Origin of the sequence: Methylobacterium carpenticola (genome assembly GCF_042748905.1) — a bacterium.
In the GTDB taxonomy this organism is placed as follows: Bacteria; Pseudomonadota; Alphaproteobacteria; order Rhizobiales; family Beijerinckiaceae; genus Methylobacterium; species Methylobacterium carpenticola.
In genome coordinates this window covers 1,038,325-1,062,557 of record NZ_JBHZEO010000001.1, presented here as the reverse complement: position 1 = coordinate 1,062,557, position 24,233 = coordinate 1,038,325, and the positions used below count along the sequence as shown (strand labels likewise).

Sequence of the window (24,233 nt, the reverse complement as noted above, 5' to 3'; positions counted from 1 at the left end):
GTCACTCCGCCGCGAAGAGGGTTTGGGCGGAGGCGGTGCGGACCGGGGCGGCGTCGGCCATGATGGCGCTGACGCAGGCCTTCATCTTCGCGACCGAGACGGCGTTGCCGATCTGCTTGATCTGCTCCGTCTTCGTGCCGGTGAATTCGTAGCGCGCCTCGTCGGTGTTGAAGCCCATCGCAGCGGCCAGCTCGTGCGGCTCCAGCATCCGGAACAGGATGTCGTAGGTCTCGGTGCCCTCGACGAGGTTGACCCGGCCGGTAGCGCAGAGGGTGGGCGTCGGCGCGTCGAGGTCGTGGGTTCGGGGCGCCTGCCCCTCGCGCTCACCGAACTGCGCAGCGATGAAGGCCAGTTCCCCGCGGTGCGCCGTGGTGATCGTTGGCAGCGGATCGACCGAGGGATCGCGCACCCGGTCGCTCCCGTCGTGATGCGTGATCGGCATGACGACCGCGAACTCACCGCCCTTGGCCGTCGTCATCGTGGGGACCGGATCTGCCACGTCCCGGGCCGCCGCACCTTCGCCCGACTGGGTGACCGGCACCACCATGCCGAAGCGGCCCTTGGACGTAACGGTCGGCAGCGGGACATCACCGGTCACGCACGTCTCGCCTGAGCCCGAGCCGTAATAGGGCGAGATCAGCAGGTGCGAGTGCTTGGCGACCTGGGTTGGCGTCGGCTCGTCGACCGAGCGTGCCGCACCTTCAGCGTGGCGCGAGAGCACGAAGGGTTCGACCACGCCGAAATTGCCGCCGCCGGCGTGCACGGTGCCCAAGGGCTCCTCCACGCTCTTGCTGCGCCGGCTGTGCGGGTCAGCCTCGCCGGCATCGACGCCGTGGGCGGCCGAGAGGACGAATGGCTCCACCAGCATCGGCCTGGCGCAGCCGGGTCGTTCCGAGGCCGCGCCACCCGTCATCACGGTCGGCAGAGGATCCGCGGCCGTGCGCGGCGCCCCGGTGGTGTGCTGGGACAGGATGATCGGCTCGGCAGCGTAGAGGTGAGCGGCGTGTGCCGTCTGGGTCGGAAGCGGCTCCGCCGAGGGCGTGGCCGTCGAGCGCCCCTTCATGTTGACAATGACGGGCTCGGCGATGCCGATCCGCGCCTGCGTCATTACCGTAGGCGCCGGCTCGTCCACGCTCTGCTTGAGGATGACGGGCTGCGCGAGCCCGATGTGCTGCCCGCCGGCGGCGATCGTCGGCAGCGGCGCGTCGATTCCCTGCGCGGCCATGTGGTTGCGCAGCACGACGAGGAAGGGTTCGGGCCACCCGTGCTTCTGGGCGCCAGCGTAGATGCGCGCGAGCGTCTTCGGAGCGAGCGGCTTCTTCCGAGCAAAGATCGACCGGCCCTTGATCGACCAGTCGATGATGTCGCGGGCCGGCTTCCAGGGCTTCGCGCCCGAGAACAGGTCCGCAGCGGCGCCGCGGCGGTGATGGGTCGCGACCGGCCAGACGAGCCGCTTGCCGTCCGACCGCGCCATCAGGACGAAGCGCGTCCGGGTGGTGGCGTCGCCGAAATCGGCCGCGTTGAGCTTGCGCCACTCGGGCCGAAAGCGCAGGCGCTTGATGGTGTCGATCCATGCGCGGAAGTATTCACCCTTGCGCGAGGCCACGGGTTTGCCGGTGCGATGGTCGACCGGGCCCCAGCTGATGAACTCCCAGACGTTCTCGATGATGATCCGCTTCACCCGCAGCTCGGTCAGCCACGTGATGATGTGCCAGGGATCTGAGCGCTGCTGATCCGAGGTCGGCTTGCCTCCCCGCGCGACCGAGTGGTGCGTGCAGGTCGGCGAGGCCATCAGGAGGTCGAGGTAGCCTTCGGGCACCAGCAGGTGCGGGCGGACCGTCGCGATGTCTTGAACGTAGTGCCGGGCCTCGGGATGGTTGCGCTCGTGGGTCGCGATGGCGACGGGCCAATGGTTGACGCAGACGAGCTCCATTTCGAGCCCCAGTTCCGCGAGCGCGCGCTGGCAACCGGTCGAGGAACCGCCGGCCCCGCAGAGCAGGTCGGCGACGAGCAGCTTGCGCTTCATGATGCGGACCTGGTCACGAGGGGGATCGGAAGGGCGAATCGGCCGGCCTCCGTGAGCGTCAGCAGACCGAGCCAGCGGCGGTGATGCGGATCGAGGGTGGCGAGCCCGAGCTTCACGAGCTGATCGGACCGGCGCCACGAGAGGTCGGAGGGGACGAGGCACTGCCCGGTGCGGGCCAGGACCGGCGGCGGGTCCCAGGGGAGAGGCCAGCGGGTCACGACTGCGCCTCCGGCCAAAGGCCGCGGCTGCGCAGCTCGGCCTCCCACGCCTCCCGGATCGGCTCAGCGCAGTGCGCGACCGCGTCCGCCCAGGTCGGCCAACGGCCGTGCTCGGCACGGAAGCTGTACTGGTAGTGCAGCCGGGTCGCGTCGTGCGGCTGTTCGGGCGGGTGGCGGCGTCCGCAGGTCTGGCAGGCCTGCGGGTCAGCCGGCGGCATCAGCCGGAATTCGGCCGTGCGCTCCTCGATCACCTCGCCCGTGGCGGCGTCGACCACCTGCATCGGGATGTTGAGCGTGCGAGTCATCGCCCGCCGCCCTGCGTCCGCTCGAACGCATCCCCCGCCGCGGCCAGCGTGGCCCGGGCGAAGTTGCGCGCCTCGTCGCGGGTGAGGTGGATGCTGACGGAGGTCGGGCCGTCGTCGGTGCCGAACTGGACGTCGAGCCGGACCGAGCCGTCGGCGGCGGGGACGGGCTGCAGGCTCCAGGCGCCCGCGGGGAGCGGGGTGGGGGCGGCCACCATCAATGCAGCCCTCCCGCCGCCGGACGCTCACTCGGGCCACGCCCGTCCGGCGCGCCGTCCAGCGTCTCCGTCAGCGCGTCCCGCAGGTACTCCGCGGCGCCCGGCGTCATCGGCATGCTCGCGATCGGCTGCCCGGCTCCGGTCAGCAGCCAGAGGGAGATCGTCCCGCACCCGCAGGTGCAGCGGACAAGCTGATAGCGGGGCGCGATGGGGGTGGGCTGAGCCATCACCGCACCTCCGCCTGCATCGCGACCGCGAGGTGCCCGGCCGCCACGCCCGAGCGCCGCATCGCCGGCCAGTGCGGCCGCGTCGGCGCCGCTCGGGGCCGGACCATTTCCGCCGCCCGGCTCTGCCGGATGACGACCTCCCGGCCCGCCTCCAGCGCTTCGAGGATCGGCAGCAGCCGGTCGGCGTGGCGCTCGACCAGCCCGACAAGCCCCGCCACCGCGAGCATGTCGCGGGCCTGCGCGTCGGTGTGCGCGGCGGCGCGCCGGGTGTGACGCATGCTGTCGTCGACGCCAGCCACGAATCGGGCCGCGAGCAGGGCGACGTCGCCCTGATTCCGGGCGGCGATGTCGGCGGCGAGCCGCAGAGAGGGGAGGTCCATATCGCGAAGGTCGGCGGCTCTCATGGTCAGGCGTCTCCCGGGATGGCGACGAGGCGGAGCGAGCCGCCCCAGATCGTTTCGATGCGCAGGTGCAGAGGGGCGAGAACGGTGTTGGCGCGCCGCAGCAGCTGGGCCTGCAGCGGGTCGCTCATCCGCTCGCCCGGGCGGGCCGCGGCCATCGCGTCGGCGCGGCTCACCGCGAGGCCGACGTGGGTGGTGAGCACGAAGGCCAGCAGGTCGAACGTGCCCCGCCAGCGCAGGTCCAGGCGGTGGCGGCCGCACCGCAGGCAGCGGTAGGTCCGGTCAAGCACCACCGCGTCGGGCCGGCTCACCGCCGTGTCGTAGCCGCCTGCCTCCACCACGATGATCTCGGGCAGCGGCAGGGCCTGGCGCTGAGCGTCTTGGCGCGCGGCGCGGCTGCGGCGCCCGCGCGTCGGCGCGTAGCCCTGGCAGGGCGTGGAGGCGGCGAGCATGGTGGCGCTCCTCAGAAGGGAATTGCGTCGTCGAGGTCGTCGCCGCGGGCGCGGACTGCGGCGAGCGACAGCTCGAAGGCCACATCGCTGAGCGCATCCACGCTGCGTGGCGGCATCCGGGTCGAATCGTCCCCGGCGCAGGCCCGGAATCCGTCGAGCCACGTCGCCAACTCGCGCAGCTGCGCGGCGAGGTTTGCGGCCCGGGTCGCCTCCATGCGGAGCACCGCGGGCTCCGGCTCGCCTGCAGCCTCAGCCGCCGCGGCCGCCTCCCGCCGCGGGACGCACGGCGCTTCCGCGGCGACGAGCGCCGCCGCCTTGCTGATGCCGAAGCGCCCGGTGCGGATCTCGGCGTGGGTCAGAACGGCGACAAGGCCGATCATCTCCTCCCAGCCGAGCAGCGTCGCGTGCTGGTCAGCGACCGTCACGCCGAACGCGCTGTCACCGTCCGCGCTAATGGTGATGGGGAGGGCGCGCATGGGTCAGCCCTCCCGCCGCGGGGAGCGCCGGCCGGCCTGCGCTGCGTCGATCGCGTCGTTGCCCGGGAAGTCGTCCTCGTCCTCGGCCGGACCGCCATCGGCGCCGCGGTCGTCCTCATCCGGTTCGGCGCCCGTAGGCAGCACGGCGCCTGCCTCCGCGTCGGCCTGATGCTCGATCGTGTCCGCGAGCGGGTTGGCGACGGGCTGGAACAGCCCGGTCACCTGCCCGTCCTGCTGCCCGCGGCGCTGGCCGAAATCGTAGAGCTCGTCGTCGCGCCGGAGCAGGTCGTCGAGGTCGGACGACAGCGGCAGCACCTTGCTGTGCCGGCGCGCCACCGTCTTGCGCGCCATCTCCTCCCACCACTGCGACCACGGCCCGCCGGTCTTCGCCCGGCTGACGCTGCGAACCTTCTCGATTTCCTCGATCGTCATCACCTCGCGGGAGCGCTCGCCGCTCTTGAGCACCGCGATCGAGTAGGCGGCGATCGGCTTGCCGCGGTTCGTGAGCACCGGCGTGTGGACGATCTTCGGCTCGTCACCGAGCTGGTATTCGAAGTGGTCGTTCTCGAAGACGACGTTCGCCTCCCAGGTGGCGATCTCGCCCGAGTTGCGGACCTTCTTCCGGATGCCGGCGATCATCGGCATCCACTGGGCACGGCCCTTGAACTCGACGATCGCGCCCTCGCGCCCGTCCGGCAGCAGGCCGTCCTGGGCGGCTCGCATCGCGGCGTTGAAGAACGAGCGCCGCTCCAGCTTCAGCAGGTCCGGGTTGTTCTGAACCGCGGTGAGGAGCACGCGCTTGAAGCGCTCGACCGGGATGTGGGCCGGCAGCGCCGCGGCGAACTCGGCCTCGCGGCTCTGGATTTGCTCGCGCACCAGCACGAGTGGGTTGGCGTTCGGGTTGCGCTCGGCGACGACCGTGGATGCAGCCATGAAGGTCCTCCTGTCAGGGGTCAGCGGGCCCACCACGCGGGCAGGTCTGTGATGTCGATTTCGGTGAGCGGGTCGTGGTTGACCCAAGGCGCGTCGAGGCCGTGCTCGCGGCGCGCGGCGACGTAGTTCCAGAGGGCGAGCTCGACGGTCTTCTCGGCTTTCGCGAGCACCTCGTTGCCGGGCGAGAGCGACACGCCCCACGTCAGCGGCGCGTCGCCGGTCGACCAGAACACGAAGACGAAGGCATAGGCCGGCGCCGCCGCGACCCGGGCGAGCCACGCGGGGTCGTGGTCCCCATGCACCCGGCCCTCGGCGGCAAGCCGCGCCAGCTGCGCGCGGGCCTGCAGGTAGGCCGCGGCCTGGACCGGATAGCCGTACTCGGCCATCGCCCGCAGGCAGTTGGCCCGGAACGAGGTCGGGCGGCTCGGCCGCGTGCTCTTGAGGTCGACGACCGCGCGCGGCTTGAGGTAGTCGAACCGCGCCTTGCGCCGCACCGGTTCGCCGTCCACCGCGTCGGTCCAGAAGATCGACACCTCGGGCATGCCGCCGGTGAAGGATGCGGCGAGGTGCGGGTTGGCCAGCACGGCCGCGGAAGCCTGCTGAACCCGGTCGAACTCCTCGCCCGGGAGCACGTCCTCGCCGTTCGGCGCCAGCCGGGCACGGGCCTTGGCGTCGAGCCGCGGGAGGTCATCCGGCCGGCGGACGAAGCGGGCGGCGAAGGACTGCTGCCCCTCCAGCACCAGCTTGTGCACCGCCTTGCCGATGATCTGCGACGGCGTGGATTCCTCGGCCGGCCGGTTCGGGTTGAGCGCCGAACCGAACCAGTAGTCCGCCGGCTCGGCCGCGAGGCGCTTCAGGTCGGACGAGCCGAGCGCCGGGTCGGCGTGGTACGGCGCTTCGTCCAGGCCGAAGTAGATGCCGTCGGCGAAGCTGGCCGGGCTGTGCGTGCTCATCGATCACCCACGCCCCAGAGGATCTTCGCCCGGCGGATCTCGCGCTCCCGCCCCTCCATGGCCGTCCGGAACCGCGCCCGCTCGCCCGGGTCGGGCCGCTCGCCCTCCGCGAGGGCGTCGCAGCCGACGCCCGATCCGATCAGGCGCAAGGCGGCCTGCGAGAGCGCCGAGCGCCCGCGGGCCAGGACGCGCGCCGGCCGATACCGCTGCGGGTTGGCGACGAGGCCGCAGGTGAAGCCGTGCTCGCCCGCCTCATGGGCCGGGCAGGGACCCTTCCAGGTCCCGAACAGGGCGAAGCCGAGCGGGCAGAGTTCGGCCCGGCAGCACAGGCCGCAGTTGTTGCAGGGCGAGCCGTAGGGCGGCTTGGCGAGGGCGGCTGGAGCCGGCGTGTGAACGGGCAGCATCGCCCTCACTCCCCCGCCCGGGCGCCAACGCGCCGCCGGAAATGCGCGCTCTCGGCGCCGACGGCGTCGAGGTGATCGGGATCATGGGACGCCTCGACGGGGGCGTCGGGCACGCCGGCGGCCTCGTTGATGAGGCGGGCCACGGCGGTCGCGAGGGCGACGTCCTCCGCCAGCGACCCGCCGGCGACGGGCAGGATCAGGACGCGCGGGCGGCCCTGGGCGTCGGCGATGCACCGGCTGCTCGCAGCCAGCGACCACCAGGGCGTGGGGGCGTCGAGCAGGTGCAGATGGGCCGCGGTGGCGGCTTGCTGGGCAGAGGTCATCGCCCCACGCTCCGCAGGTGCGACGCGGCCGCGTCGAGTTCGGGGATGATCACGCCCGCCGTGTGCGACAGGACGTCGAGGATCTGCCGGGCGAGCGCCGGCTCGGCCTGCGCAGCGAGCGCCTTGAGGCGGGCGAGATCGCTGGCGATGAGCAGGAGCGGCGCGGCGTGCTCGGCCGCCGCCGCGGCGCGCAGCTGATGCTGGAATCCGGCGAAGGCGGGCAGCGCGGCCGGATCGACGGCCCGGCGGCTGTCGAGGCGGATGACGGTGGCCGCCATCACAGCCCCCGCCCGGTCACCTGCAGGACGTACTCGTCCCGCCCGGCCGTCAGGAAATCGACGCCCGCGACGTCCGCCTCGGCGTCCTCGTTGGCGCGCAGCCGCAGCCGCAGCGCCGAGGCCATGTCGTCCTCGTCGTTCGGGGTGAGGCTGTGCTCCTCCGGCGTCAGCAGCTCGAAGCGGAGCGTGTCGTAGGCGCGGCGGGCAGCGAAGGCGCGCTCGCGGGCCTCGCGGATCACGGCGTCGTCGGACGCGCCGGTCCGGGACAGCCCGGTGTCGCCGGCATGGAGCGCGACGGTGACCTCGTCGAGGTAGCGCTCGGCGGAGCACCACGCATCGTAGGCGGCGGAGAGGCGCGCTGCGGCGAGTGCGCGGGCGGTGGTGCGGCTGGCGGCGGCCATCACAGCCCACCCCCGACCAGCACCGCCACGCCCCAGCCCAGCGCGCCAATGCCGACGATGCCCATAACGACGATGGTGCCGAACATCAGGGCGAGGCCGGGCCGGCGCTCGTTGTCGTTGAGGGGCGCCAGGTCCTCACCGGGCCAGGGTGAGCGCTCGATACACGGCTTGCGGCCGGCGGCCGCGATCAGGTCGGGTTGGGGGCGGGTGAGCACTGGGGGTCTCCATCGCGTCGGTGAGAGGCGATGGAGCAATCTTGCCAAATGGCAAAATACGGGTCAAGCGCTATTTGCCATATGGCAAGGTTCATGGGCAACGGGTACGAAATCGTCGTCCAGCGCCAGCTGCTTAACACTCACGAGGGTCGCAACAGGGTTATCGCACTCGGCGCAGCTGAAGCTCTGCCGCTGTAGCCACGCGCTCTGAAGCAGCTCATCGACTGAGCAAGGCGCGTCTTCGAGATCGGGTGACTCGATCACCCGCTTCGTCATGTGGTGGCAGTTGTGACAGCGCAGCCCCATCAGGAACCGGGCGCGGACCGTGGGAACCTCGTCGAACATTCAGCGCACCTCCCAGGTGGAATGTTCCTATTATGTTCTCACTCGTACCCGGCCTGTCGATTCCTTTCTGCGCCAATTAACAATCTGTGGATGATGGGGATAACGCTTTTCGCGTGTATTTCAGCGCTTGCGGAGATATTTAGGACGGACGCGCATCGAGACGTCCCTAACAAGCCCGATAACCTCCAATGACGACCACCCCTTATCGGATGGATCATTCAAGATTTTGATCGGCTTGTGACGCGAGTTCGTCGAGCGTGGACAGAACCACACCTCGTCATCGTGCAGTTCTATCTCTTTAACTGACCATTCTCGGAGATGGCCACCTTCTCGGGTGCGCTCGATGACAACGATCATGCCGTCCTGGAACGGCTGCCCTGTCGATCCGAAGTCCACACATACGACACGCGCGCCATCGGGCATAGGCGGATCGGCAGCATTCATGCTGTCGCCCTCAACCAACAAAGCGAATCTCCGTGCCTTTGGAAACTCCTCATCCTCCGGCTCGAAGATGTACTCAGGTTCCGCATCGTCGAACTCGACAACTTCTCGGAACACGCCTGCTGCGGTGCGGCCGATAATTGGAACGGGCAAGAGGCCAACCTGAATGAGGTTTGAGGGTTTGGTGTCGGGGTGCAGGATCTCTTGTACCGCGACTCCTAGAACCTCCGCCATTTTTTCGAGGTCGACCAGCCTCGGCTCGCGCTTTCCACTCTCAAAGCGCGAGATCTGCGAAACGGACAGCCCGACGGCATTCGCCAGCGCTTCCTGCGACAGGTTCTTCTGCTCGCGCAGACGCTTCAGTTCCGAGAGGGCCATGCGGCAAAAGTGCGGATAAGTTTGTCCGTGCTCCAGAGCCTGTTGGCAAATCACGCTTGACTTTCCTTGCCATATGGCAAAATCCTGTGGCATGGATCTCGCGGCCTACCTCTCCGAGCACGACCTGAAGCCTGCGAATTTCGCGGCGCGAATCGGTGTGCCTGCGTCAACCATCACGCGCATCCTGCGCGGCGAGCGCGACCCGCGCGGCGCGACGATCAGGAAGATCGTCGAGGGGACCGGCGGGCTCGTCACGGCGGCGGATCTGCTGCGTGATCGAGACGCGCCATCCGGCGCCGCAATGAATCCAGGAGCAGCGGGAGCCGCGGCATGACCCGCCACTCGCGCAAGACCATCGGTCCGCTGGAAGCAGGCTCTGTCGGAAATCTCCTGCTCCTGGCGCTCCCCGCCGCGGGCGAGATCGCCACCGTGATCCTCGCTCCTGAACACGAGGCGCAGCTGTGGCGCCTGCTCGACGAGCGCCGCGGCGGTGCCGCCAGCCTCGCGACGCGCGACCCGCGCCCGCGGCCCTGCCGCGGCATGTCGGCGGTGCTGGCGCGCGGCGAGCGCCGTCTCTCCGCGGATGGCGACCTCCTCATTGAGCGGGAGGCCTGAGATGCGCCAGGACGACCTCGGCCTGATCCTCGCCGGCCACGCCATCGCCGCCGCGCTGGTGGTGTTCGTGGTGCTGGCAGCCCGGCCGGAGACCCGGGCGGTGCCGGTCCAGCCGAACGGGCCGAGCGTGATCGTGCTCGGGACGCGCCCATGACAGCGCAGCCTTCCCGCCGCGTGTCCCGGGCCGCGATCGCTCAGGCGCTGGAGCGGCACATCACGATCAGCGCCGCCGCCCGTGCGGTCGGCGTCTCGCCCTTCACGGTCAAGTGTCTCGGCGGCACGTCGCGCATGCCGGGCGGCACGCTGTATCCCGAGCGCAAGATCGCTCTCCTGCACCACGTCGGCATGACGCTGCCAGAGATCGCCGAGCGATACGGCATCACCCAGCGCACCGCCGCTCTGGCGATCCGGCGTGCCGTGCTGGGCGACAGCCCCGCGCCAGCCGGGCGTCGTCCCTCGTGCAATCAGGACGGGGAGTGAGCCGCGATGCGCGCGTCCCTCGTCTCCGAGACCCGCCGGCCCAGCAATCCTGGCCCATCCGGCGGCGCGCCCGGTCCGGCCGCAACCGGCCCCTGTCTGCACCGGACCGGGCGCAACCTCTCCCTCCACATCTCCTCCCGCCGCGCCTCGTGCCCCCTTGGCGCGGCCGAGCGGCCCGGCCGGGACCTCTGCGCCCCCTTCGTGGCCCGGCCGGGCCTGTCCTTTCCTTGCCACCGCCGTTCGCCGGCAAGCATTCGCGGTGGCTCGGTAGTATATGCGTACCCGATCAACCTCCATCCGCATGACCTCCTCTCCCGTTCACATAAGAACAGGAGCGGATTTGCAGATGTGCAAAAAGCCTTTGCGGGTGACGCAAATGCCTGAAGCGGACGTCATCTACGCCAAATCACTCGCGGCCGACCTGCTCTCCTGGGAGACGCGGGGTCCGGGCGACACCGCGAACGCCATGCGCCGGATCTCGACGCGCTACGGTGTGCCCTACAGCGCCCAGTGGTCGCTGCGCTACCGCCCGCCGAAGCGGGTCTGGTCGGACATTCTCAAGACCCTGCAGTCCGCCCACGCCGCCGAGAGAGAGCGGCAACTGAGGAAACTCGCCCATGACCTCGCCGTCACCGCCGAGATCACCGGGGCTGACCACCCTGCTGTTGTTGCGGCTCAGGCTGTTCTTGGCGCGGCAGATGCGCTTGCCGCGGGAATGGATGCCCCGGCTCTGGGAGCGCGAGCGGCGGCCGGAGCGGGAGGATCGGCGGGGGCGGTGAGCCGTGGCTGAGCGCGCCGCGGCCGCGGCGACGTTCGCCCCCTGCACGCCCGGCCGGGCCGATGCCCTCTCCGATTCCTGATTAACCCGGCGGCTGCGCGCCGCCCAACTGTGGAGCGACGACGTGGCCGAGAAGATTGGCGGCAAGAGCACCAAGCCGAAAGGGATCCACCCCGAGGTGCTGAAGTCCCTGGTCGGGAAGTGCCAGGGCATCAAGGCGGACCTGGACGAGGCCCGAGGCGAGCTCGGCTCCGCCATCAAGGACGCCGAAGAGACGCACGGCATCAACCGCCCGGCCTTCAAGCTCGCCATGAAGCTGCAGGGCATGGAGACCGACAAGCGCCGGGATTTCATGCGCTCGCTCGCCGATTACTGCGACAAGCTCGGTCTGAACGACCAAGCCGACATGTTCGAGGATCCGCCGAAGGTGGATCCCGGTGTCGCTCAGGGCGCGGAGAACGCCGAGCGGATCAAGGCCGGCGTGAAGAAGCTCGAGCCGGCGGTGCACTGAGCCATGCGCAAGATCCTCGCCCTCGACATCTCGGTGAAGTCGACCGGCTGGGCGCTCGGCGCGCCAGATGGCGACCCGGGATTCGGCCATTACGGACTGCCAGACACCGGCGACGACATCGGCAAGCTCCTGGCGCTCTACCAAGACTGGCTGAACCTCAAGATCGCGGGCGAGGACATCGCGCTGATCATCCTGGAGGCCCCGATCCACCGGGGCCCGAAGACGCACATCAAGACGGCGCGCAAGCTGATGTGCCTGTCCGGCGTGACCGAAATGGTGGCGCATCGCGCCAACATCCGATGCGTCGAGCAAAACATTTCGACGAACAAGAAGCAGTTCGCCGGCCATGGACGCGCCGACAAAGAGATGATGATGCACGTCGCTCGCCGGTATGGCTGGGATGTGCAGCGCGATGACGAGGCCGATTCTTTAGCTTTATGGGTCGGAGCCGTCTGCCACTTCGCCCCCAACCACGCCGGCCGATTCATGGCAGGGCCGCTTGGTGCTCGGCCGCGGAGCGCGGCATGATCCCCCTCAACCACCGCGCCGTGATGGCGGGGCGCCGCGAGCCGCCCAAGTCCCTCGACTACTTCCCCACAGCCCCGTGGGCGACCCGCGCCTTCGTGCGCCACGTCCTGCCGCTGCTCTCGCCTCAGCCGATTCGCAGCGCGTGGGATCCCGCCTGCGGAGAGGGCCACATGGCCGAGGTCCTGCGCGAGACGGTACCGGCCGTGCTGGCCTCCGACATCTTCGATTATGGCCGCGGCTACGACGTCAGCGATTTCCTCGCCACCGGGCCCGGCGCTCCGGCACACACGGTCGACGCGATCGTGACCAACCCCCCGTTCAAAGCGGCTGCCGATTTCGCGCTGCGCGCCTTGGCGCTTGCGCCCATCGTGGCGCTGCTGTGCCGCGTGTCCTGGCTGGAGGGTGCAGGCCGCTACGAGCGCCTGTTCCGGCTGCGGCCGGTCACCCTGTTCGCCCCCTACGTCGAGCGCGTGCCGATGCACCGTGGGCGCTGGGAGCCGAACGGCACCACGGCCACGGCCTACGCGTGGTTCTGCTGGGCCGCGGATCCGCTGTGCACCGGCATCCAGATGATCCCGCCGGGCCAGCGGCGGCGGCTCACGTGTCCCGGCGACGTGGCGCGCTTCGCGGTGCCGGCCGCGCCCTCGCTTCTCGCTGCGGAGTAGCGCCATGGGCGACCTCGTTCACCTCCGGCCGCAGCCCGACCGCCGCGAGATCGACGCGTTCGAGGCGTTCCGGTCCGCACTGCTCATCGCTCGCAGTTCCGGCCGCCTCATCGACATGCGCGCCGCGGTCGAGGCGTTCGACGCGTGGATGGCCGTGAGCCGCCAGCTCGAATGCGAGCGGGGGCGGCGATGAGCAGTCGCGTCGTCCCCTTCGCCCCCGCGGCCCTCGACGAGACGCTCCCGCACAGCGTGGAGACCGAGCAGGCCCTGCTGGGCGCGCTGCTTCAGAACAACGACGCGCTCGCCGTTGTAAGCCCGATCGTTGGAGCGGAGCACTTCTTCGAGCCGGTACATGCGAGCATCTTTCGCGCGCTCGCTGGGCTCGCCGAGCAAGGCATCCCAGCGACCGTGGCGACCCTGAAGCCATACCTGGGCGACGCCGATCTCGGAGGCCTCACGGTAAGTCAGTACCTTGCTCGACTGCACGCCGAGGCGATCACCGTGATCGGCGCGGCTGGCTATGCGCAGTCGATTCGGAAACTCGCGATCAGGCGCGACCTTGTCCAGGCCGGCAAGCGGCTGATGGACCGCGCCCGGTTCGACGGGCCCGAGGTCACGCCTGACGCCATGATCGAGGAGGCCGAGCTTGATCTGCTCGACGCCCGCGCCTCGGCGCCGAAGGCCCACCTCGCCGGCATGACGGCGGGTGAGGGTGCGGCATGGATGATCGAGCGCATCCGTGGCATGCGGGCCGGCGAGATCCAGGTCCCGACGATCCCGACCGGGCTGCAGGAGCTTGATCGCGCCACGGCCGGCGGCTTCGGGCGGGGCCAGCTGTGGCTGCTCGCCGGTCGCCCGGGCATGGGGAAGGCGCAGCCGCTCGACGCGAAGGTGCATACCCCCGCGGGCTGGCGCGCCATGGGTGATCTCAACGTCGGCGACGCTGTATCGTCCGTTGACGGGGCGCCGTCACAGGTCATCGGCGTCTTCGACCAGGGCACCAAGCCGGTCTACCGCATCGCGTTCTCGGACGGGCGCGAGACGCGCTGCTGCGCCGAGCACCTGTGGGAGGTGCGTTACCGGGATTGGCCGGCCGCGCGCGTCCTCGAAACCTCGAAGCTGATCGAGATGCTTGGGCGCGCCCGATACCGCGGGCGGCTGATGGTTCGGCTCCACAGCGGAGAGATCGGCACCTCGACGGATCTGCCGCTTGATCCTTGGCTGCTCGGCGTCATTATTGGCGATGGCGGCCTCTCGACGGGACGGGTGCGGATCTCCCTGCCGGACGCGGAGATCAGGACGCGCGTCGCGTCCGCCTTGCCTAAAGGGCATGTGCTCAGCCCTCAGGGCGGCATCGACTACCTCGTGACAAGCGGGGGGCGCCGCAACGGCGTCAGGGCGATCCTCGCCGATCTCGGGCTGTTGGGATCGCGGGCCGAGAGCAAGTTCCTGCCGCGGGCTTATCTGGACGCGAGCCGCGAGCAACGTCTTGCCCTTCTGCAGGGACTGCTCGACACGGCCGGATGGGTTGAGCGCCAGGGGTCGGCGCGGTTCTCCACCGCCTCACCGCGCCTCGCCCGGGATATCGTCGAGCTGGCACGCTCGCTCGGCTTTTGGGCCACCTCGTCGACCAAGGAGGCCCATCTCGGATCTATGGCCGAGGGGCGCGTCCGCAAGCAGGACGCTCACCAAGTCTGCATCACGGGGCGCGCGATCGCCACGGCGTTCACGCTGCCCCGCAAGGCCGAGCGCCTAAAGGATCGGTCCTGGTTCAGGGTGCTCACGATCGAGTCCATCTCGCCCGATGGCGAGGCCCCATGCCGCTGCATCGCGGTCTCGCACCCGACGCGCCTCTACATCACCGACGACCACGTGGTGACCCACAACACGGTCACGCTGACCTCCCTCTCCCGCTACGCGGCCCGCGACAACGGCGTGCTGGTCTTCCAGCTGGAGGTGACCCGCGACCAGATGATGGCGCGCTACCTCGCGGACCTCTGCTACGCCGCGCATCGGCCGCTGACCTTCGGGTCGATCATGCACGCCGTCGACCTCGACGACGAGGACCTGTGGCGGCTGGAGGACGCGCAGAAGCGGCTGAGCCGGCTTCAGCTGCGCATCGAGTGCGAGCCGGGCGTGTCCATCGCCCAGATCCAAGCCGGCGTGAAGGCCGAGAAGAAGCGCCTGGAGCGCATCGGCCAGCGGCTCGGCGTGGTGTTCATCGACTACCTGAAGTTCATCCGGGTGTCGGAGCGCTACAAGGGCAACAAGGTGCTGGAGGTCGGCGAGATCTCGGGCGCGCTGAAGACCCTCGCCAAGGCCGAGGACATCTGCGTGGTGCTGCTCACGCAGCTCAACCGCGGCGTCGAGGCCGAGGGCCGCGCCGATCGCCGCCCATCGCTCGCGGACCTGCGCGATTCCGGCGAGCTGGAGCAGGACGCTGATGTCGTGCTCTTCCTCTACCGCGAGGGCTACTACCTCGAGAAGAAGGTCAAGGCGAACCCCAACGACGCCGACCTCTCGGCCCGCCTGATCGAGAAGCGCAACGCGCTCGAGATGATCCTCGGCAAGAACCGGGCGGGCCCCACGCCGACGCTGGACCTGTGGGTCGACGTCGCCTCCTCCACCATCGCATCGCACGCCAGGGGGCCTGCATGAGCACGCCGTCCGACCTTCCCGCGCCGCTCGTGCCGCCCGACACGGACATCGGCGGCCTCTCGGCCTTCCTGCTCGACGTCGAGCGCCTGTTCGCCTCGGAACTCTGGGCGCTGTCCACGGGCGAGGAATTCAAGGCCGCCGTGGCGCTGTGGGGCCGCGCTTGGCAGCAGGTTCCAGCCGGGTCGCTGCCGAACGACGAGCGGCTCCTGGCGGCCTTCTCGGGGGCTGGCGCGCGCTGGAAGAAGGTCCGCGAGGTGGCGCTCCGTGGCTTCGTCCTTTGCTCGGATGGGCGGCTCTATCATCGGGTTCTGTGCGCCGACGTGATGCGCGCCGCGAAAACCCGCGAGGACCGCCGCATGCGCACAGCCGCGGCGACGAAAGCGCGCCTTGCCCGCGTCGATCACGATGACGACCCCCCGTCCGGGGGCAAAAAACTCAATGGAATCAACAAAACCGGTCCACGTGACGTTGATCGTTACGAGGAACGTGACGAGCAACGCGACGAACCACGTCACGGAGTACGTCACGAGCAACGTGACGGTCTGCAGATGGCGACGTCACGTGGATCGTTACGTTCACCCATAGCAGGGCATAGCAGTACAGAGAAGAATCTACAGGCGGCGGCCTGTGATCCTGTACCCCCCACGGAGCCGCCACCCGCCGCGCCGCCGGCCGCCTCGACGGTCCGCGAATGCGACACCGCCGCGGGCTTCGACCGGATTGCCGCCCGCTGCCGGGAGATCCTTCCGTCGACATGGCCGCTCGCCGTCGAGGCTGACGCCCGGCCGGTGGTGCAACTCGTCCGCGACGGCCTCGACCTCGAGGCCGAGATCGTCCCGGCGCTGCGCGAGATCGCCTGCCGCCGCACGCCGATCCGGACCTGGCCCATCGTCGCCAACGCCGTCGCCGAGCGGGTCCAGGCCCAACGCGATGCCCGGGCCGCCAGCGGGCTCAACCCGAAGCCGCCGGCGCCGCCGAAGCCCGAGGACCTGATCGACCTCGGCAGCCCTTACGGCGCCTACGGCGAGGCCGTGCTGCGGGTGTTCGTCGAGAAGCACCGCAGCGACCCGACGGCATGGATCGAGCACCTCGTCGGCCCACCGCCAGGACAGCCCGGCTGCCGCATCCCGGCCCGCCTGCTGATCAGCGAAGCCGCCTGACCCGAACCCCGCCCCGCGGGCCATCCCCGGGCGGCCCTGCCGCCCCACCACCGGAGACCGACCATGACCGACACGCCCACGACCCGATCCGACCTCCACGCCACCCTGACCGCCCGCATCGTCGAGGCCTACGTCGCCCGCAACGCCGTCCCGACCACCGAGCTGCCCGCCCTGATCGCGGCGGTGCACGGCGCGATCGTCGCGCTGGGCCGGCCCACCGAGCCCGAGGCGCCGGCGCTCGTCCCGCCGGTGCCGATCCGCAAGACCGTCACGCCGGACGCGATCATCAGCCTGGAGGACGGCAAGCCCTACAAGTCGCTCAAGCGGCACCTGTCGGGGCGGGGACTGACGCCGGAGCAGTACCGGGCCAAGTGGGGCCTGCCGATCGACTACCCGATGGTCGCGGCGAACTACGCGGCCCAGCGGAGCGAGCTCGCGAAGAGCATCGGGCTCGGGCGCAAGCCGGCCCTCGCCGCCGTGGCGTGATCCTCCTGGCCGGCGCTGTGGTGCCGGCCCACCGTCGCCTCGAAGAGCCCAGGCATGGCCCGCAAGTCCCGCAGCAACCGCAATCGCCGTCGCACCGAGGAGCGCCGCATGATCGACCAAGCCAAGACCTGGTTCGTGGTGCAGACCCTGCCGCTGCGCGAGCGGAAGGCCGTGGAGGCGCTGGCGCGGGAGGGGGTCGACACGTGGCTCCCGCAGTACCGGGTCACGGTGAAGCGTCGCGGCCGCATCGTCGAAGCCGAGGAGAAGTGGTTCGCGAGCTACGTCTTCGTCGGGATTGATGGCGCCCTGATGAACCGGCTCGGCACGAGCGTCCTGTTCAACTGCGAGCACGTTTTGCGCGTGCTTGGGGTTCGCGAGCCCCTGCCATTCCCCTCGGATGCCCTGCAGCTCCTCGCCGACAGGCTCGCCGGTCACGATCGGGATGATACCGAGGAAGGCCAACGGCGTGCCGCGGCGGCCCGGTTTCAGGTCGGCGAGATGCGCCGGATCGTCAATGGCCCGTTCATGTCATTCTTCGCGGAGGTTGAGGAAGTGCTGGAGAGCGGCGTGATCAAGGCTGGGGTCCGGCTGTTCGGTCGAATGACCCCGGTGGAGTTCACACCCGATCAGCTCGACGCCGCTTGACTCAGGGAGAGGGCTCTGAATCTATGCGGGCAGACGACCGGACCGTGAGCTTGCGACCTCAGACGTTGCGCCTGCCGGCCTGGGTGGCGGATCTCCCGACCACCGCGATGGGCGGATTCTGCGCCCGGATGAAATCAATCAAGGCTATTCAAGATGGCGCACGGCGGTAGGCGCGCCGGTGCCGGCCGGAAGAAGGGCTCCGTCACGCGGCGCACGCAGGAGATCGTCGCGAAGGCCTCGGCGGAGGGCATTTCACCGCTTGAGGTGATGCTGACCGCGATGCGGCGCCATGTCGGCGCGAACCGCTGGGACGATGCTGCGGCGCTGGCGAAGGACGCCGCCCCCTACATGCACCCGCGGCTGCAAGCCGTGGCCCACACCGGCCCGAACAACGGCCCGATCCTCACCGCCGATCTGACCAAGGCCTCGGATGAGCAGCTTGACGCGCTCGAAGCTCTCCTCGGTCCGCTTGCCGGCGCCGCCGGCGGCGATGCTGAGGATGGTGAGGGCGGAGAGGGCCCGGCGGGCGGCTGAGGCGGAGCGGGAGCGGCTGGACCGGGACACCGAGGTGATCCGGGCCCGCTGCGAGACCTTGGCCGGGTTCGTGCGCGCGGCCTGGGGCGTGCTGGAGCCCAACGCGCCGCTGGTCTGGAACTGGCACCTCGACGCGTTCTGCGTCCACCTTGAGGCGATCACGGCAGGACGCCTGAACCGCCTGCTGATCAACGTCCCACCCGGCTCCTCGAAGAGCCTGATCGTCTCGGTGATCTGGCCGGCCTGGGAATGGGGGCCGAAGGGGCGGCGCTCGATGCGCTACCTCGCCACCGCCTTCAACGATGGGCCGGTCACGCGCGACACCCGGAAGATGCGCGACCTCGTCCTGTCGCCCTGGTACCGGCGGCTCTGGCCCGAGGTGGTGCTGTCCCGGGCCGGCGAGACCTCGTTCGCCAACACCTCGACCGGGACCCGCGAGGGCGTGCCGTTCGGCTCGCTCACCTCGCAGCGCGGTGACCGCCTCATCATCGACGACCCGCACTCGACCGAGACGGCCGAGAGCATGGCCGAGCGCAACCGCACCACCCGCAAGTTCCGGGAGGGCGCGATCAACCGCCTCAACGATCAGGAGCGCAGCGCGATCGTGGTGGTGATGCAGCGCCTGCACGAGGACGACATCTCCGGCACGATCCTGAAGCTGGGGATGGGCTACACGCACCTCTGCCTGCCGATGGAGTTCGAGCCCGAGCGGCGGTGCGTCACGCCGTACTTCTCGGACCCGCGAACTCAGGACGGCGAGCTGCTCGACCCGGTCCGATTCCCGCGCGCCACGGTCGAGGCGCTGAAGCGGGATGCCGGCTCCTACGCCTATGCCGGGCAGTACCAGCAGCGGCCGGCCCCGCGCGAGGGCGGCCTGTTCCAGCGGCATTGGTTCGGGATCGTCCGGGCCGCCCCCGCCGGCTGCGAATGGGTGCGGGCCTGGGACTTGGCGGCGAGCGAGGCCAAGGGCAACTCGCAGCCGGCCTACACCGCCGGCCTGCTCCTCGGCCGCGCCCGTGACGGGACGTTCTACATCGCCGACGTGAGGCGTGATCGCGTCTCCAGCGGCAAGCTCGAGGCGATGATCCTCAACACCGCCCGCGACGACGGCGCCGACGTCCGGATCTCGCTCCCGCAGGACCCGGGCGGCGCCGGCAAGTTCCAGGCTCAGTACCTCGTCCGCGCGCTCGCCGGCTTCGCGGCCCGGGCCACCCCCGAGAGCGGCGACAAGGTCACCCGGGCTGTCCCGGTCTCCGCCCAGGCCGAGGCCGGCAACATCACCCTCATCAAGGGCGCCTGGAACGAGGCCTTCCTCGATGAGGTCTCATCCTTTCCGAGCGGCAGCTTCAAGGATCAGGTCGACGCCCTCTCGCGCGCCTTCCAGGAGCTGTCCGCCCCCACCTACGGCATGCTCGGGGTGATCGACTGACATGCGGCTCGCCGACACCCTGATGAACCTCGTCTCTGGCCTCGGCACGGCCAAGGACAAGACGGTCGGCAACGTCCACGTCTTCGTGCCCCGCACGCCGGCCGAGATCCAAGCCGCCTACCGGGGCAACTGGATCGCCCGCAAGATCGTGGACATCGTGCCGTTCGACATGCTGCGCGAGTGGCGGGCGTGGCAGGCGGATGGACCTCAGATCGAGGCGATCGAGGCGGCCGAGAAGGCGCTGGGGCTCCAGAGCAAGCTGCTCGACGCCCTGCGCCGGGCGCGGCGTGACGGCGGCGCGGCGCTCCTGATCGGCGATGGCTCGCCGGACCCGGTACAGCCGCTCGTGCCCGAGCGGATGAAGAAGGGCGGGATCCGCTGGGTCCACGTCCTCGGCCGCTACGAGATCACGGCCGGCCAGATCGACATGGACCTGGCCTCGCCCTGGTTCGGGGAGCCGGTCGAGTGGACGATGAACACCGGCACCGCGGGCGTGCAGCGGATCCACCCCTCGCGCGTCATCCGGCTGATCGGCGCCCCGCTGCTCGACATCATCGCCACCTCCAACGAGCAGGGCTGGGGCGATAGCGTTCTGCAGGCGGTGTTCGCCGCGGTCGATCAGGCCACGAGCTCGCCGGCCTACCTGAACGCGATGCTGCCCGAGGCCAAGCAGGACGTGATCAGCGTCCCGGGCCTGTCGAGGCACCTTGCGACCGCGGAGAGCACGAAGGCGCTCACCGACCGCTTCGCCTACGCGGCGCAGATGAAATCCATGTTCGGGATGCTGCTGCTGGACGGCGACGGTAAGACCTCGACCGGAGAGGTGTTCGAGCAGAAGATCCTCAGCTTCACGGGACTGCCCGACGTAGTGCGGCTGTTCCTGTCGATCGCGGCCGGCGCCGCCGACATCCCGGCCACGCGACTGCTGGGCAAGAGCCCGGACGGCCAGAACGCCACCGGGGACAGCGACATCCGGAACTACTACGACCGGTGCGCCGCCGAGCAGCGGGTGGTGCTCACCCCGGCCATCGCCCGCCTCGACGAGCTGCTGATCCGGCACGCGCTCGGTGAGCGGCCGGCCGAGGTCTGGTATCAGTGGGCGCCGCTCTACCAGCCGACGCAGAAGGAGAAGGCCGACACCCTGCAGGTGATGGCGACCGCCATCAAGGCGCTCTCCGAGACCGCGCTCGTGCCCGGCGAGATCCTGGCCCAGGGCACCAAGGGCGTGCTCACCGACAGCGGCCTGCTGCCGGGCATCGACGCCGCCTACGACGCGCACGGCGACGCGCCGCTCACCGCAGGCAAGCCGGAGGCGGACCAGTTCGACGAGAACGGATACCCGGCCGAGGGCTACACCGGCACCAACGTGGTGCCGTTCCCGGGCCGCTACGCCACCGATGCCGCCCCGCGCACGCTCTACGTCTCGCGCAAGCTCATCAACGGCGCCGACCTGCTCGCCTGGGCGCGCGCGGCCGGCATCCCGAACCTGATGCCCGCGGACGCGCTCCACGTCACGATCGCCTACAGCCGGCAGCCGCTCGACTGGATGAAGGTCGGGCAGACCTGGCAGGGCGACGAGCTGAAGATCGCGGCCGGCGGCCCGCGCGTGATGGAGCGCTTCGGCGACGCGCTGGTGCTGCTGTTCGCGAGCGACGAGCTGCGGTGGCGCTGGCAGGAGATCCGGGACGCGGGCGCGTCCTGGGATCACCCGGAGTACCAGCCGCACGTCACCCTCTCCTGGGACGCGCCGGACGTCGATGTGATGGCGCTCCAGGCCTACAACGGGCCGCTGGTGTTCGGGCCCGAGACCTTCGAGACGGTCAACGAGGATTGGCGCGAGACGCTCACCACCGCGGACGCCGCCCCGCTCGACGACGAGGAGGACGAGGACGAGATAGCCGCCGTCACCGACGACGAGCTGCGGGCGCTGTTCGGCGAGGAGATGCTGGCGAGCGCCACGGCCGGCCGCCGTACCCGCGACAGCCGGCCCGGGCTGCTGAGGCTGTTCGATCGGGTGCGGCGGCGCGGCGGCGGTGGCGGCTTCGAGGAGGGCAAGCACCCCCGCGGCCCCGGCGGTCGGTTCGCCGCGAAGCCCGACGCCGATACCCGGGGCGGCCGGGCCCTCGCCGAGAGCAACGTCGGCGGGGATCACGCCATCGTGGTGCGCTCGCCGCGGGTGAGGAAGTATCAGGGCCACGACACCGTCGAGAGCTTCGTGGCGGCCCACCCGCGCGGGCGAGCGCATGCGTTGCGGGTCCTGGCGGCGGATCACAAGGCGGGGCGGATCGGGTTCGCGGCGCCGGCCCGGCGCAACGACCCGCTGGCCGCGCTCGAGGAAGGCCTTGCCGCCGCCAAGCCGGAGCCCCTGAGCCGCGCCACCAAGGCGGCTGCGGCCGAGCCGGAGCCGCCGCCGGCCCGCCGGAAGGTGGAGACTCCGACCAAGACCGAGGAGCGCGTGCTGCGCGAGGCCCACGCGGCGATCGGGCCCGATGAGTTCTCGGTCGGCATCCAGGTGGTGCGCAACCGGCTGACCGGCATGTCGCCCGCGGAGGTCAACGAGGCGATGCTGGCCCTGGAGCGAAAGCGGCTCGCGATCCTCGGGCAGATCACCGACCCGCGCGACCCGCGCAACCGGCGCGCTGAGTTCTTCCTGAGGGCGAGCGGTGAGAAGGTCCACCTCATCCACGTTCCGCCGGAGGGCGCCGATTATCTCCGGGCCGCCCACGGCTCACGCTCATCACGGGTCAGGAAACGGGACGATCTCGGAGGTGGGCCGAACGCCACCCTCCCTTTCGGTGATGCCTACAATCCGAACCAGGGCCGCGACGGCCGAGGGCGGTGGACCTCCGGTGCGCAGGCCGTCGCCGACCTCGTCGGCCGCGCCGCTGGTACTGGTGCGGTCGAGCGCACGATCCTCGGCAAGGTGACGCGTCCGGCGATGATCGGTGGGCTGACGAAGATCGACGTAAAAGGCTTCGCCCACGCTTTGGACAGCCAGGCCGTGCGGCACACGATGAAGGTGCACGGCTCGGCGGCCACGGAGTTCCCGCGCGGCCAGAAACCGATCACCCCCGCCGACTTCCCGAAGGCTCGCGAGATCGTGGCGCGCCCCGATCGCATCACGCTCGGTGCGGATCGGGGCCGAAACGGGGAGCCGCGCATCGTGATTGAGAAGGCGATCGGCGGCGAGCACTTCACCTACGTGGGCGAGGTGCGGCGTGGGAAGCGCCGTATCGACATGGTCACGATGTGGAAGAGATGAGCACCGCCATGTCTTGTGCTCGATGGCCTAGACAGAACGTCCGAAACGGCTGGCGGCTGAGCAAAAGATAACAGCGTCGCGGTCAGGTTTCAACGACGCGGCAATCATGACCCGGGAGTTCGCGATGACGGACCAGCACCAGGGCCTGCCCGTGGCGGGCTACCGGCCGCAGAACGACGCCAACGTGGCGCTCGTGAACGAGCACAAGGCGATGGAGGAGCGGCTGCTGCGGCAGCTCGATCGGCTCCAGGGCACCGGCCACGATGACCGGTGGCTCGCCATCGCCCGGACGCACATCCAGGAGGGTTTCATGGCCCTCAACCGGGCGGTGTTCCGGCCGGGCCGCGTCTCGCTGCCGGAGGACGCGGCCCGGCCGTGATCCTTAAGAGGTCGGTGCGCTCTTCCGACGCTTCGCCCGCTGCGCGCTCGGGAGCGCGTCCGGGACCAGGGTCACGCTGACCGGATTCGGGGTGTGGTCGAAGGCCGCCCCCGTGTAGGCATCGACGCCGATTCCGATCACGCCGCCGAGCAGCACGTTGCCCGCCATGCCGGCCGCGCCCGCGCCCACCACCTTCGTGCGCACCGGCACGATCTCGGTCCGGTAGCCGGCCTTCGAAAACGTGACGTCGAACTCGTCGGATCGCTCGATTTCCAGAGAGCATGGCGTCGCCGGGCAGGCGTACGCCTTGGTCGTGGTCATCTGAGCGCCCGGAGGCTCGGAGACAAACGCCATCCGCTCCGTCGTTCCGCGCGCGATAGACCCGCACGCGCCAACGCTCGCCGCAAGCAATACGGCGGCGGCCAATTTCCTGAAGTGCATTCATGCCCCCTTTGTCCGCCTTTTCCGGCGGAGCAGGGTGATTTGTGGCTGAGCGCACAACCCTACGCAACGGCACTGCAACCCTTGTGCCTGTGAGTAAGTGTGGTGTTGCTGGTGGGTTACACAGCGACATGTGGAGAGAGCCATGACCGGCCTCACCGGAGGCGGCCTCGGCTACGGCCGGGCGCTGCGCGAGATCCTCTGGGCGCTGCTCGCCGCCGGCTGCATCGTGGCCGCGGGCTACCTGCTCGCCGGCCTCATCTCGGCGCAGGGGTGAGCACCGCCGCACCGCCCGCGCCTCGACTGCCACGTCCTCATCCTCAATTTCGGAGACCGTCATGGCCTTCTCAGGTGTCCATGTCGCCTTTGGCTTTGCCTTCACGACGGGCGACGTCGGCCTGTTCGGTGCGGTCTGGTCGCAGACCCTGTCGGCGTCCGGCACGACCACGAACGCGGCCGTCGGGCTCCAATTCAGTTCTCCGATCCGCGGCGACGCCTCGCCGTGCTTCGAGGTGCGCGCCCAGCAGGACTGCTACGTGGCGGTCGGCGCCACGCCGGATGCGTCCCAGACGATCGGCACGGACGGTGCCGCCCGCGTGCCCGTAGGCGCCGGCGAGACCCGCCATATCCCCTGCAAGCCCGGCGACAAGCTCGCCGTGGTGCTCGTCTGA

36 protein-coding genes are annotated in these 24,233 nt (G+C 70.2%); 19 read left to right on the top strand and 17 right to left on the bottom strand.

Annotated features, from left to right (window positions below; genetic code table 11):
* Nucleotide 1 precedes the first annotated feature (1 nt).
* The 16 genes from ACE101_RS05165 to ACE101_RS05090 form a co-directional block, all read right to left on the bottom strand.
* Nucleotides 2-2,026 carry a DNA cytosine methyltransferase gene (locus tag ACE101_RS05165; RefSeq protein WP_379138484.1) on the bottom strand — a complete coding sequence of 675 codons (2,025 nt, stop codon included), beginning with the start codon at nucleotides 2,024-2,026 and terminating at the stop codon, nucleotides 2-4.
* A gap of 214 nt (nucleotides 2,027-2,240) precedes the next feature.
* Nucleotides 2,241-2,549, bottom strand: a complete 309-nt coding sequence (locus ACE101_RS05160) for a hypothetical protein (RefSeq protein WP_379126493.1) — start codon at nucleotides 2,547-2,549, stop codon at nucleotides 2,241-2,243.
* Nucleotides 2,546-2,764, bottom strand: a complete 219-nt coding sequence (locus tag ACE101_RS05155) for a hypothetical protein (RefSeq protein ID WP_379126491.1) — start codon at nucleotides 2,762-2,764, stop codon at nucleotides 2,546-2,548. The genes ACE101_RS05160 and ACE101_RS05155 overlap by 4 nt, the downstream gene beginning before the upstream one ends.
* A complete protein-coding gene (locus tag ACE101_RS05150; RefSeq protein WP_379126489.1) occupies nucleotides 2,764-2,991 on the bottom strand; it encodes a hypothetical protein in 228 nt (75 codons plus the stop codon). The genes ACE101_RS05155 and ACE101_RS05150 overlap by 1 nt, the downstream gene beginning before the upstream one ends.
* Nucleotides 2,991-3,371, bottom strand: a complete 381-nt coding sequence (locus ACE101_RS05145; RefSeq protein ID WP_379126487.1) for a hypothetical protein — start codon at nucleotides 3,369-3,371, stop codon at nucleotides 2,991-2,993. The genes ACE101_RS05150 and ACE101_RS05145 overlap by 1 nt, the downstream gene beginning before the upstream one ends.
* 26 nt (nucleotides 3,372-3,397) lie before the next feature.
* On the bottom strand, nucleotides 3,398-3,844 hold the full coding sequence (locus ACE101_RS05140) for a hypothetical protein (RefSeq protein WP_379126485.1): 447 nt from the start codon (nucleotides 3,842-3,844) through the stop codon (nucleotides 3,398-3,400).
* Nucleotides 3,845-3,855: 11 nt separating this feature from the next.
* Nucleotides 3,856-4,320, bottom strand: coding sequence for a hypothetical protein (locus tag ACE101_RS05135; RefSeq protein WP_379126484.1), 465 nt, complete (start codon nucleotides 4,318-4,320; stop codon nucleotides 3,856-3,858).
* Between the two features lie 3 nt (nucleotides 4,321-4,323).
* Nucleotides 4,324-5,253 (bottom strand): recombinase RecT, encoded by a 930-nt coding sequence (locus ACE101_RS05130; RefSeq protein ID WP_379126483.1) that lies wholly within the window; start codon nucleotides 5,251-5,253, stop codon nucleotides 4,324-4,326.
* A 20-nt stretch (nucleotides 5,254-5,273) separates the two neighbouring features.
* Nucleotides 5,274-6,206, bottom strand: a complete 933-nt coding sequence (locus tag ACE101_RS05125) for a PD-(D/E)XK nuclease-like domain-containing protein (RefSeq protein ID WP_379126482.1) — start codon at nucleotides 6,204-6,206, stop codon at nucleotides 5,274-5,276.
* Nucleotides 6,203-6,610: a hypothetical protein gene (locus ACE101_RS05120; protein WP_379126481.1), complete on the bottom strand. Its 408-nt coding sequence runs from the start codon at nucleotides 6,608-6,610 to the stop codon at nucleotides 6,203-6,205. The genes ACE101_RS05125 and ACE101_RS05120 overlap by 4 nt, the downstream gene beginning before the upstream one ends.
* Before the next feature lie 5 nt (nucleotides 6,611-6,615).
* The gene (locus tag ACE101_RS05115; RefSeq protein ID WP_379126480.1) at nucleotides 6,616-6,933 is read right to left on the bottom strand and encodes a hypothetical protein; all 318 of its coding nucleotides are present in this window, start codon (nucleotides 6,931-6,933) and stop codon (nucleotides 6,616-6,618) included.
* Nucleotides 6,930-7,211 (bottom strand): hypothetical protein, encoded by a 282-nt coding sequence (locus ACE101_RS05110; protein WP_379126479.1) that lies wholly within the window; start codon nucleotides 7,209-7,211, stop codon nucleotides 6,930-6,932. The genes ACE101_RS05115 and ACE101_RS05110 overlap by 4 nt, the downstream gene beginning before the upstream one ends.
* Nucleotides 7,211-7,612 carry a hypothetical protein gene (locus ACE101_RS05105; RefSeq protein ID WP_379126478.1) on the bottom strand — a complete coding sequence of 134 codons (402 nt, stop codon included), beginning with the start codon at nucleotides 7,610-7,612 and terminating at the stop codon, nucleotides 7,211-7,213. Before ACE101_RS05105 ends, ACE101_RS05110 begins: the two co-directional genes overlap by 1 nt.
* Nucleotides 7,612-7,827 carry a hypothetical protein gene (locus tag ACE101_RS05100; protein ID WP_379126477.1) on the bottom strand — a complete coding sequence of 72 codons (216 nt, stop codon included), beginning with the start codon at nucleotides 7,825-7,827 and terminating at the stop codon, nucleotides 7,612-7,614. The genes ACE101_RS05105 and ACE101_RS05100 overlap by 1 nt, the downstream gene beginning before the upstream one ends.
* A 63-nt stretch (nucleotides 7,828-7,890) precedes the next feature.
* Nucleotides 7,891-8,172 (bottom strand): hypothetical protein, encoded by a 282-nt coding sequence (locus tag ACE101_RS05095; RefSeq protein WP_379126476.1) that lies wholly within the window; start codon nucleotides 8,170-8,172, stop codon nucleotides 7,891-7,893.
* A 120-nt stretch (nucleotides 8,173-8,292) separates the two neighbouring features.
* Nucleotides 8,293-9,084 (bottom strand): helix-turn-helix domain-containing protein, encoded by a 792-nt coding sequence (locus tag ACE101_RS05090; protein WP_379126475.1) that lies wholly within the window; start codon nucleotides 9,082-9,084, stop codon nucleotides 8,293-8,295.
* Here ACE101_RS05090 and ACE101_RS05085 point away from each other — a divergent pair.
* The 17 genes from ACE101_RS05085 to ACE101_RS05005 all read left to right on the top strand — a co-directional run bounded on the left by ACE101_RS05085 (nucleotide 9,083) and on the right by ACE101_RS05005 (nucleotide 23,121).
* Nucleotides 9,083-9,325, top strand: a complete 243-nt coding sequence (locus ACE101_RS05085) for a helix-turn-helix domain-containing protein (RefSeq protein ID WP_379126474.1) — start codon at nucleotides 9,083-9,085, stop codon at nucleotides 9,323-9,325. The two genes, ACE101_RS05090 and ACE101_RS05085, sit on opposite strands and share 2 nt — an antisense overlap.
* Nucleotides 9,322-9,606 (top strand): hypothetical protein, encoded by a 285-nt coding sequence (locus tag ACE101_RS05080; RefSeq protein WP_379126473.1) that lies wholly within the window; start codon nucleotides 9,322-9,324, stop codon nucleotides 9,604-9,606. Before ACE101_RS05085 ends, ACE101_RS05080 begins: the two co-directional genes overlap by 4 nt.
* Nucleotide 9,607: 1 nt before the next feature.
* Nucleotides 9,608-9,760, top strand: a complete 153-nt coding sequence (locus tag ACE101_RS05075) for a hypothetical protein (RefSeq protein WP_379126472.1) — start codon at nucleotides 9,608-9,610, stop codon at nucleotides 9,758-9,760.
* Entirely contained in the window at nucleotides 9,757-10,086 is a 330-nt protein-coding gene (locus ACE101_RS05070) for a sigma-70 RNA polymerase sigma factor region 4 domain-containing protein (protein ID WP_379126471.1), read from the top strand. The genes ACE101_RS05075 and ACE101_RS05070 overlap by 4 nt, the downstream gene beginning before the upstream one ends.
* Before the next feature lie 346 nt (nucleotides 10,087-10,432).
* Nucleotides 10,433-10,876 carry a hypothetical protein gene (locus ACE101_RS05065; protein WP_379126470.1) on the top strand — a complete coding sequence of 148 codons (444 nt, stop codon included), beginning with the start codon at nucleotides 10,433-10,435 and terminating at the stop codon, nucleotides 10,874-10,876.
* A 112-nt stretch (nucleotides 10,877-10,988) separates the two neighbouring features.
* Nucleotides 10,989-11,375, top strand: coding sequence for a hypothetical protein (locus tag ACE101_RS05060; RefSeq protein ID WP_379126469.1), 387 nt, complete (start codon nucleotides 10,989-10,991; stop codon nucleotides 11,373-11,375).
* Nucleotides 11,376-11,378: 3 nt separating this feature from the next.
* Complete coding sequence (locus ACE101_RS05055) at nucleotides 11,379-11,903, top strand: hypothetical protein (RefSeq protein ID WP_379126468.1); 525 nt, start codon at nucleotides 11,379-11,381, stop codon at nucleotides 11,901-11,903.
* Nucleotides 11,900-12,568: a hypothetical protein gene (locus ACE101_RS05050; protein WP_379126467.1), complete on the top strand. Its 669-nt coding sequence runs from the start codon at nucleotides 11,900-11,902 to the stop codon at nucleotides 12,566-12,568. Before ACE101_RS05055 ends, ACE101_RS05050 begins: the two co-directional genes overlap by 4 nt.
* A 4-nt stretch (nucleotides 12,569-12,572) precedes the next feature.
* Nucleotides 12,573-12,761, top strand: a complete 189-nt coding sequence (locus ACE101_RS05045; RefSeq protein ID WP_379126466.1) for a hypothetical protein — start codon at nucleotides 12,573-12,575, stop codon at nucleotides 12,759-12,761.
* 56 nt (nucleotides 12,762-12,817) lie between these two features.
* A complete protein-coding gene (locus ACE101_RS05040) occupies nucleotides 12,818-15,226 on the top strand; it encodes a DnaB-like helicase C-terminal domain-containing protein (RefSeq protein ID WP_379126465.1) in 2,409 nt (802 codons plus the stop codon).
* Nucleotides 15,223-16,386, top strand: coding sequence for a DUF1376 domain-containing protein (locus ACE101_RS05035; protein ID WP_379126464.1), 1,164 nt, complete (start codon nucleotides 15,223-15,225; stop codon nucleotides 16,384-16,386). The genes ACE101_RS05040 and ACE101_RS05035 overlap by 4 nt, the downstream gene beginning before the upstream one ends.
* A gap of 63 nt (nucleotides 16,387-16,449) precedes the next feature.
* Nucleotides 16,450-16,872, top strand: coding sequence for a Ros/MucR family transcriptional regulator (locus ACE101_RS05030; RefSeq protein ID WP_379126463.1), 423 nt, complete (start codon nucleotides 16,450-16,452; stop codon nucleotides 16,870-16,872).
* A 54-nt stretch (nucleotides 16,873-16,926) separates the two neighbouring features.
* Nucleotides 16,927-17,517 (top strand): transcription termination/antitermination protein NusG, encoded by a 591-nt coding sequence (gene nusG / locus ACE101_RS05025; RefSeq protein WP_379126462.1) that lies wholly within the window; start codon nucleotides 16,927-16,929, stop codon nucleotides 17,515-17,517.
* Nucleotides 17,518-17,670: 153 nt separating this feature from the next.
* Nucleotides 17,671-18,051 (top strand): hypothetical protein, encoded by a 381-nt coding sequence (locus ACE101_RS05020; protein WP_379126461.1) that lies wholly within the window; start codon nucleotides 17,671-17,673, stop codon nucleotides 18,049-18,051.
* On the top strand, nucleotides 18,008-19,480 hold the full coding sequence (gene terL, locus ACE101_RS05015) for a phage terminase large subunit (protein ID WP_379138482.1): 1,473 nt from the start codon (nucleotides 18,008-18,010) through the stop codon (nucleotides 19,478-19,480). The genes ACE101_RS05020 and terL overlap by 44 nt, the downstream gene beginning before the upstream one ends.
* A 1-nt stretch (nucleotide 19,481) precedes the next feature.
* On the top strand, nucleotides 19,482-22,742 hold the full coding sequence (locus tag ACE101_RS05010; protein ID WP_379126460.1) for an anti-CBASS protein Acb1 family protein: 3,261 nt from the start codon (nucleotides 19,482-19,484) through the stop codon (nucleotides 22,740-22,742).
* A gap of 124 nt (nucleotides 22,743-22,866) precedes the next feature.
* The gene (locus tag ACE101_RS05005) at nucleotides 22,867-23,121 is read left to right on the top strand and encodes an Acb2/Tad1 domain-containing protein (protein ID WP_379126459.1); all 255 of its coding nucleotides are present in this window, start codon (nucleotides 22,867-22,869) and stop codon (nucleotides 23,119-23,121) included.
* Between the two features lie 3 nt (nucleotides 23,122-23,124).
* On the opposite strand, the gene ACE101_RS05000 is transcribed toward ACE101_RS05005, so the two are convergent.
* Nucleotides 23,125-23,442, bottom strand: a complete 318-nt coding sequence (locus ACE101_RS05000; RefSeq protein WP_379126458.1) for a translation initiation factor 2 — start codon at nucleotides 23,440-23,442, stop codon at nucleotides 23,125-23,127.
* A 265-nt stretch (nucleotides 23,443-23,707) separates the two neighbouring features.
* Here ACE101_RS05000 and ACE101_RS04995 point away from each other — a divergent pair, with 265 nt between their 5' ends.
* The gene (locus tag ACE101_RS04995; protein ID WP_379126457.1) at nucleotides 23,708-23,839 is read left to right on the top strand and encodes a hypothetical protein; all 132 of its coding nucleotides are present in this window, start codon (nucleotides 23,708-23,710) and stop codon (nucleotides 23,837-23,839) included.
* A 61-nt stretch (nucleotides 23,840-23,900) separates the two neighbouring features.
* Entirely contained in the window at nucleotides 23,901-24,233 is a 333-nt protein-coding gene (locus ACE101_RS04990; RefSeq protein WP_379126456.1) for a hypothetical protein, read from the top strand.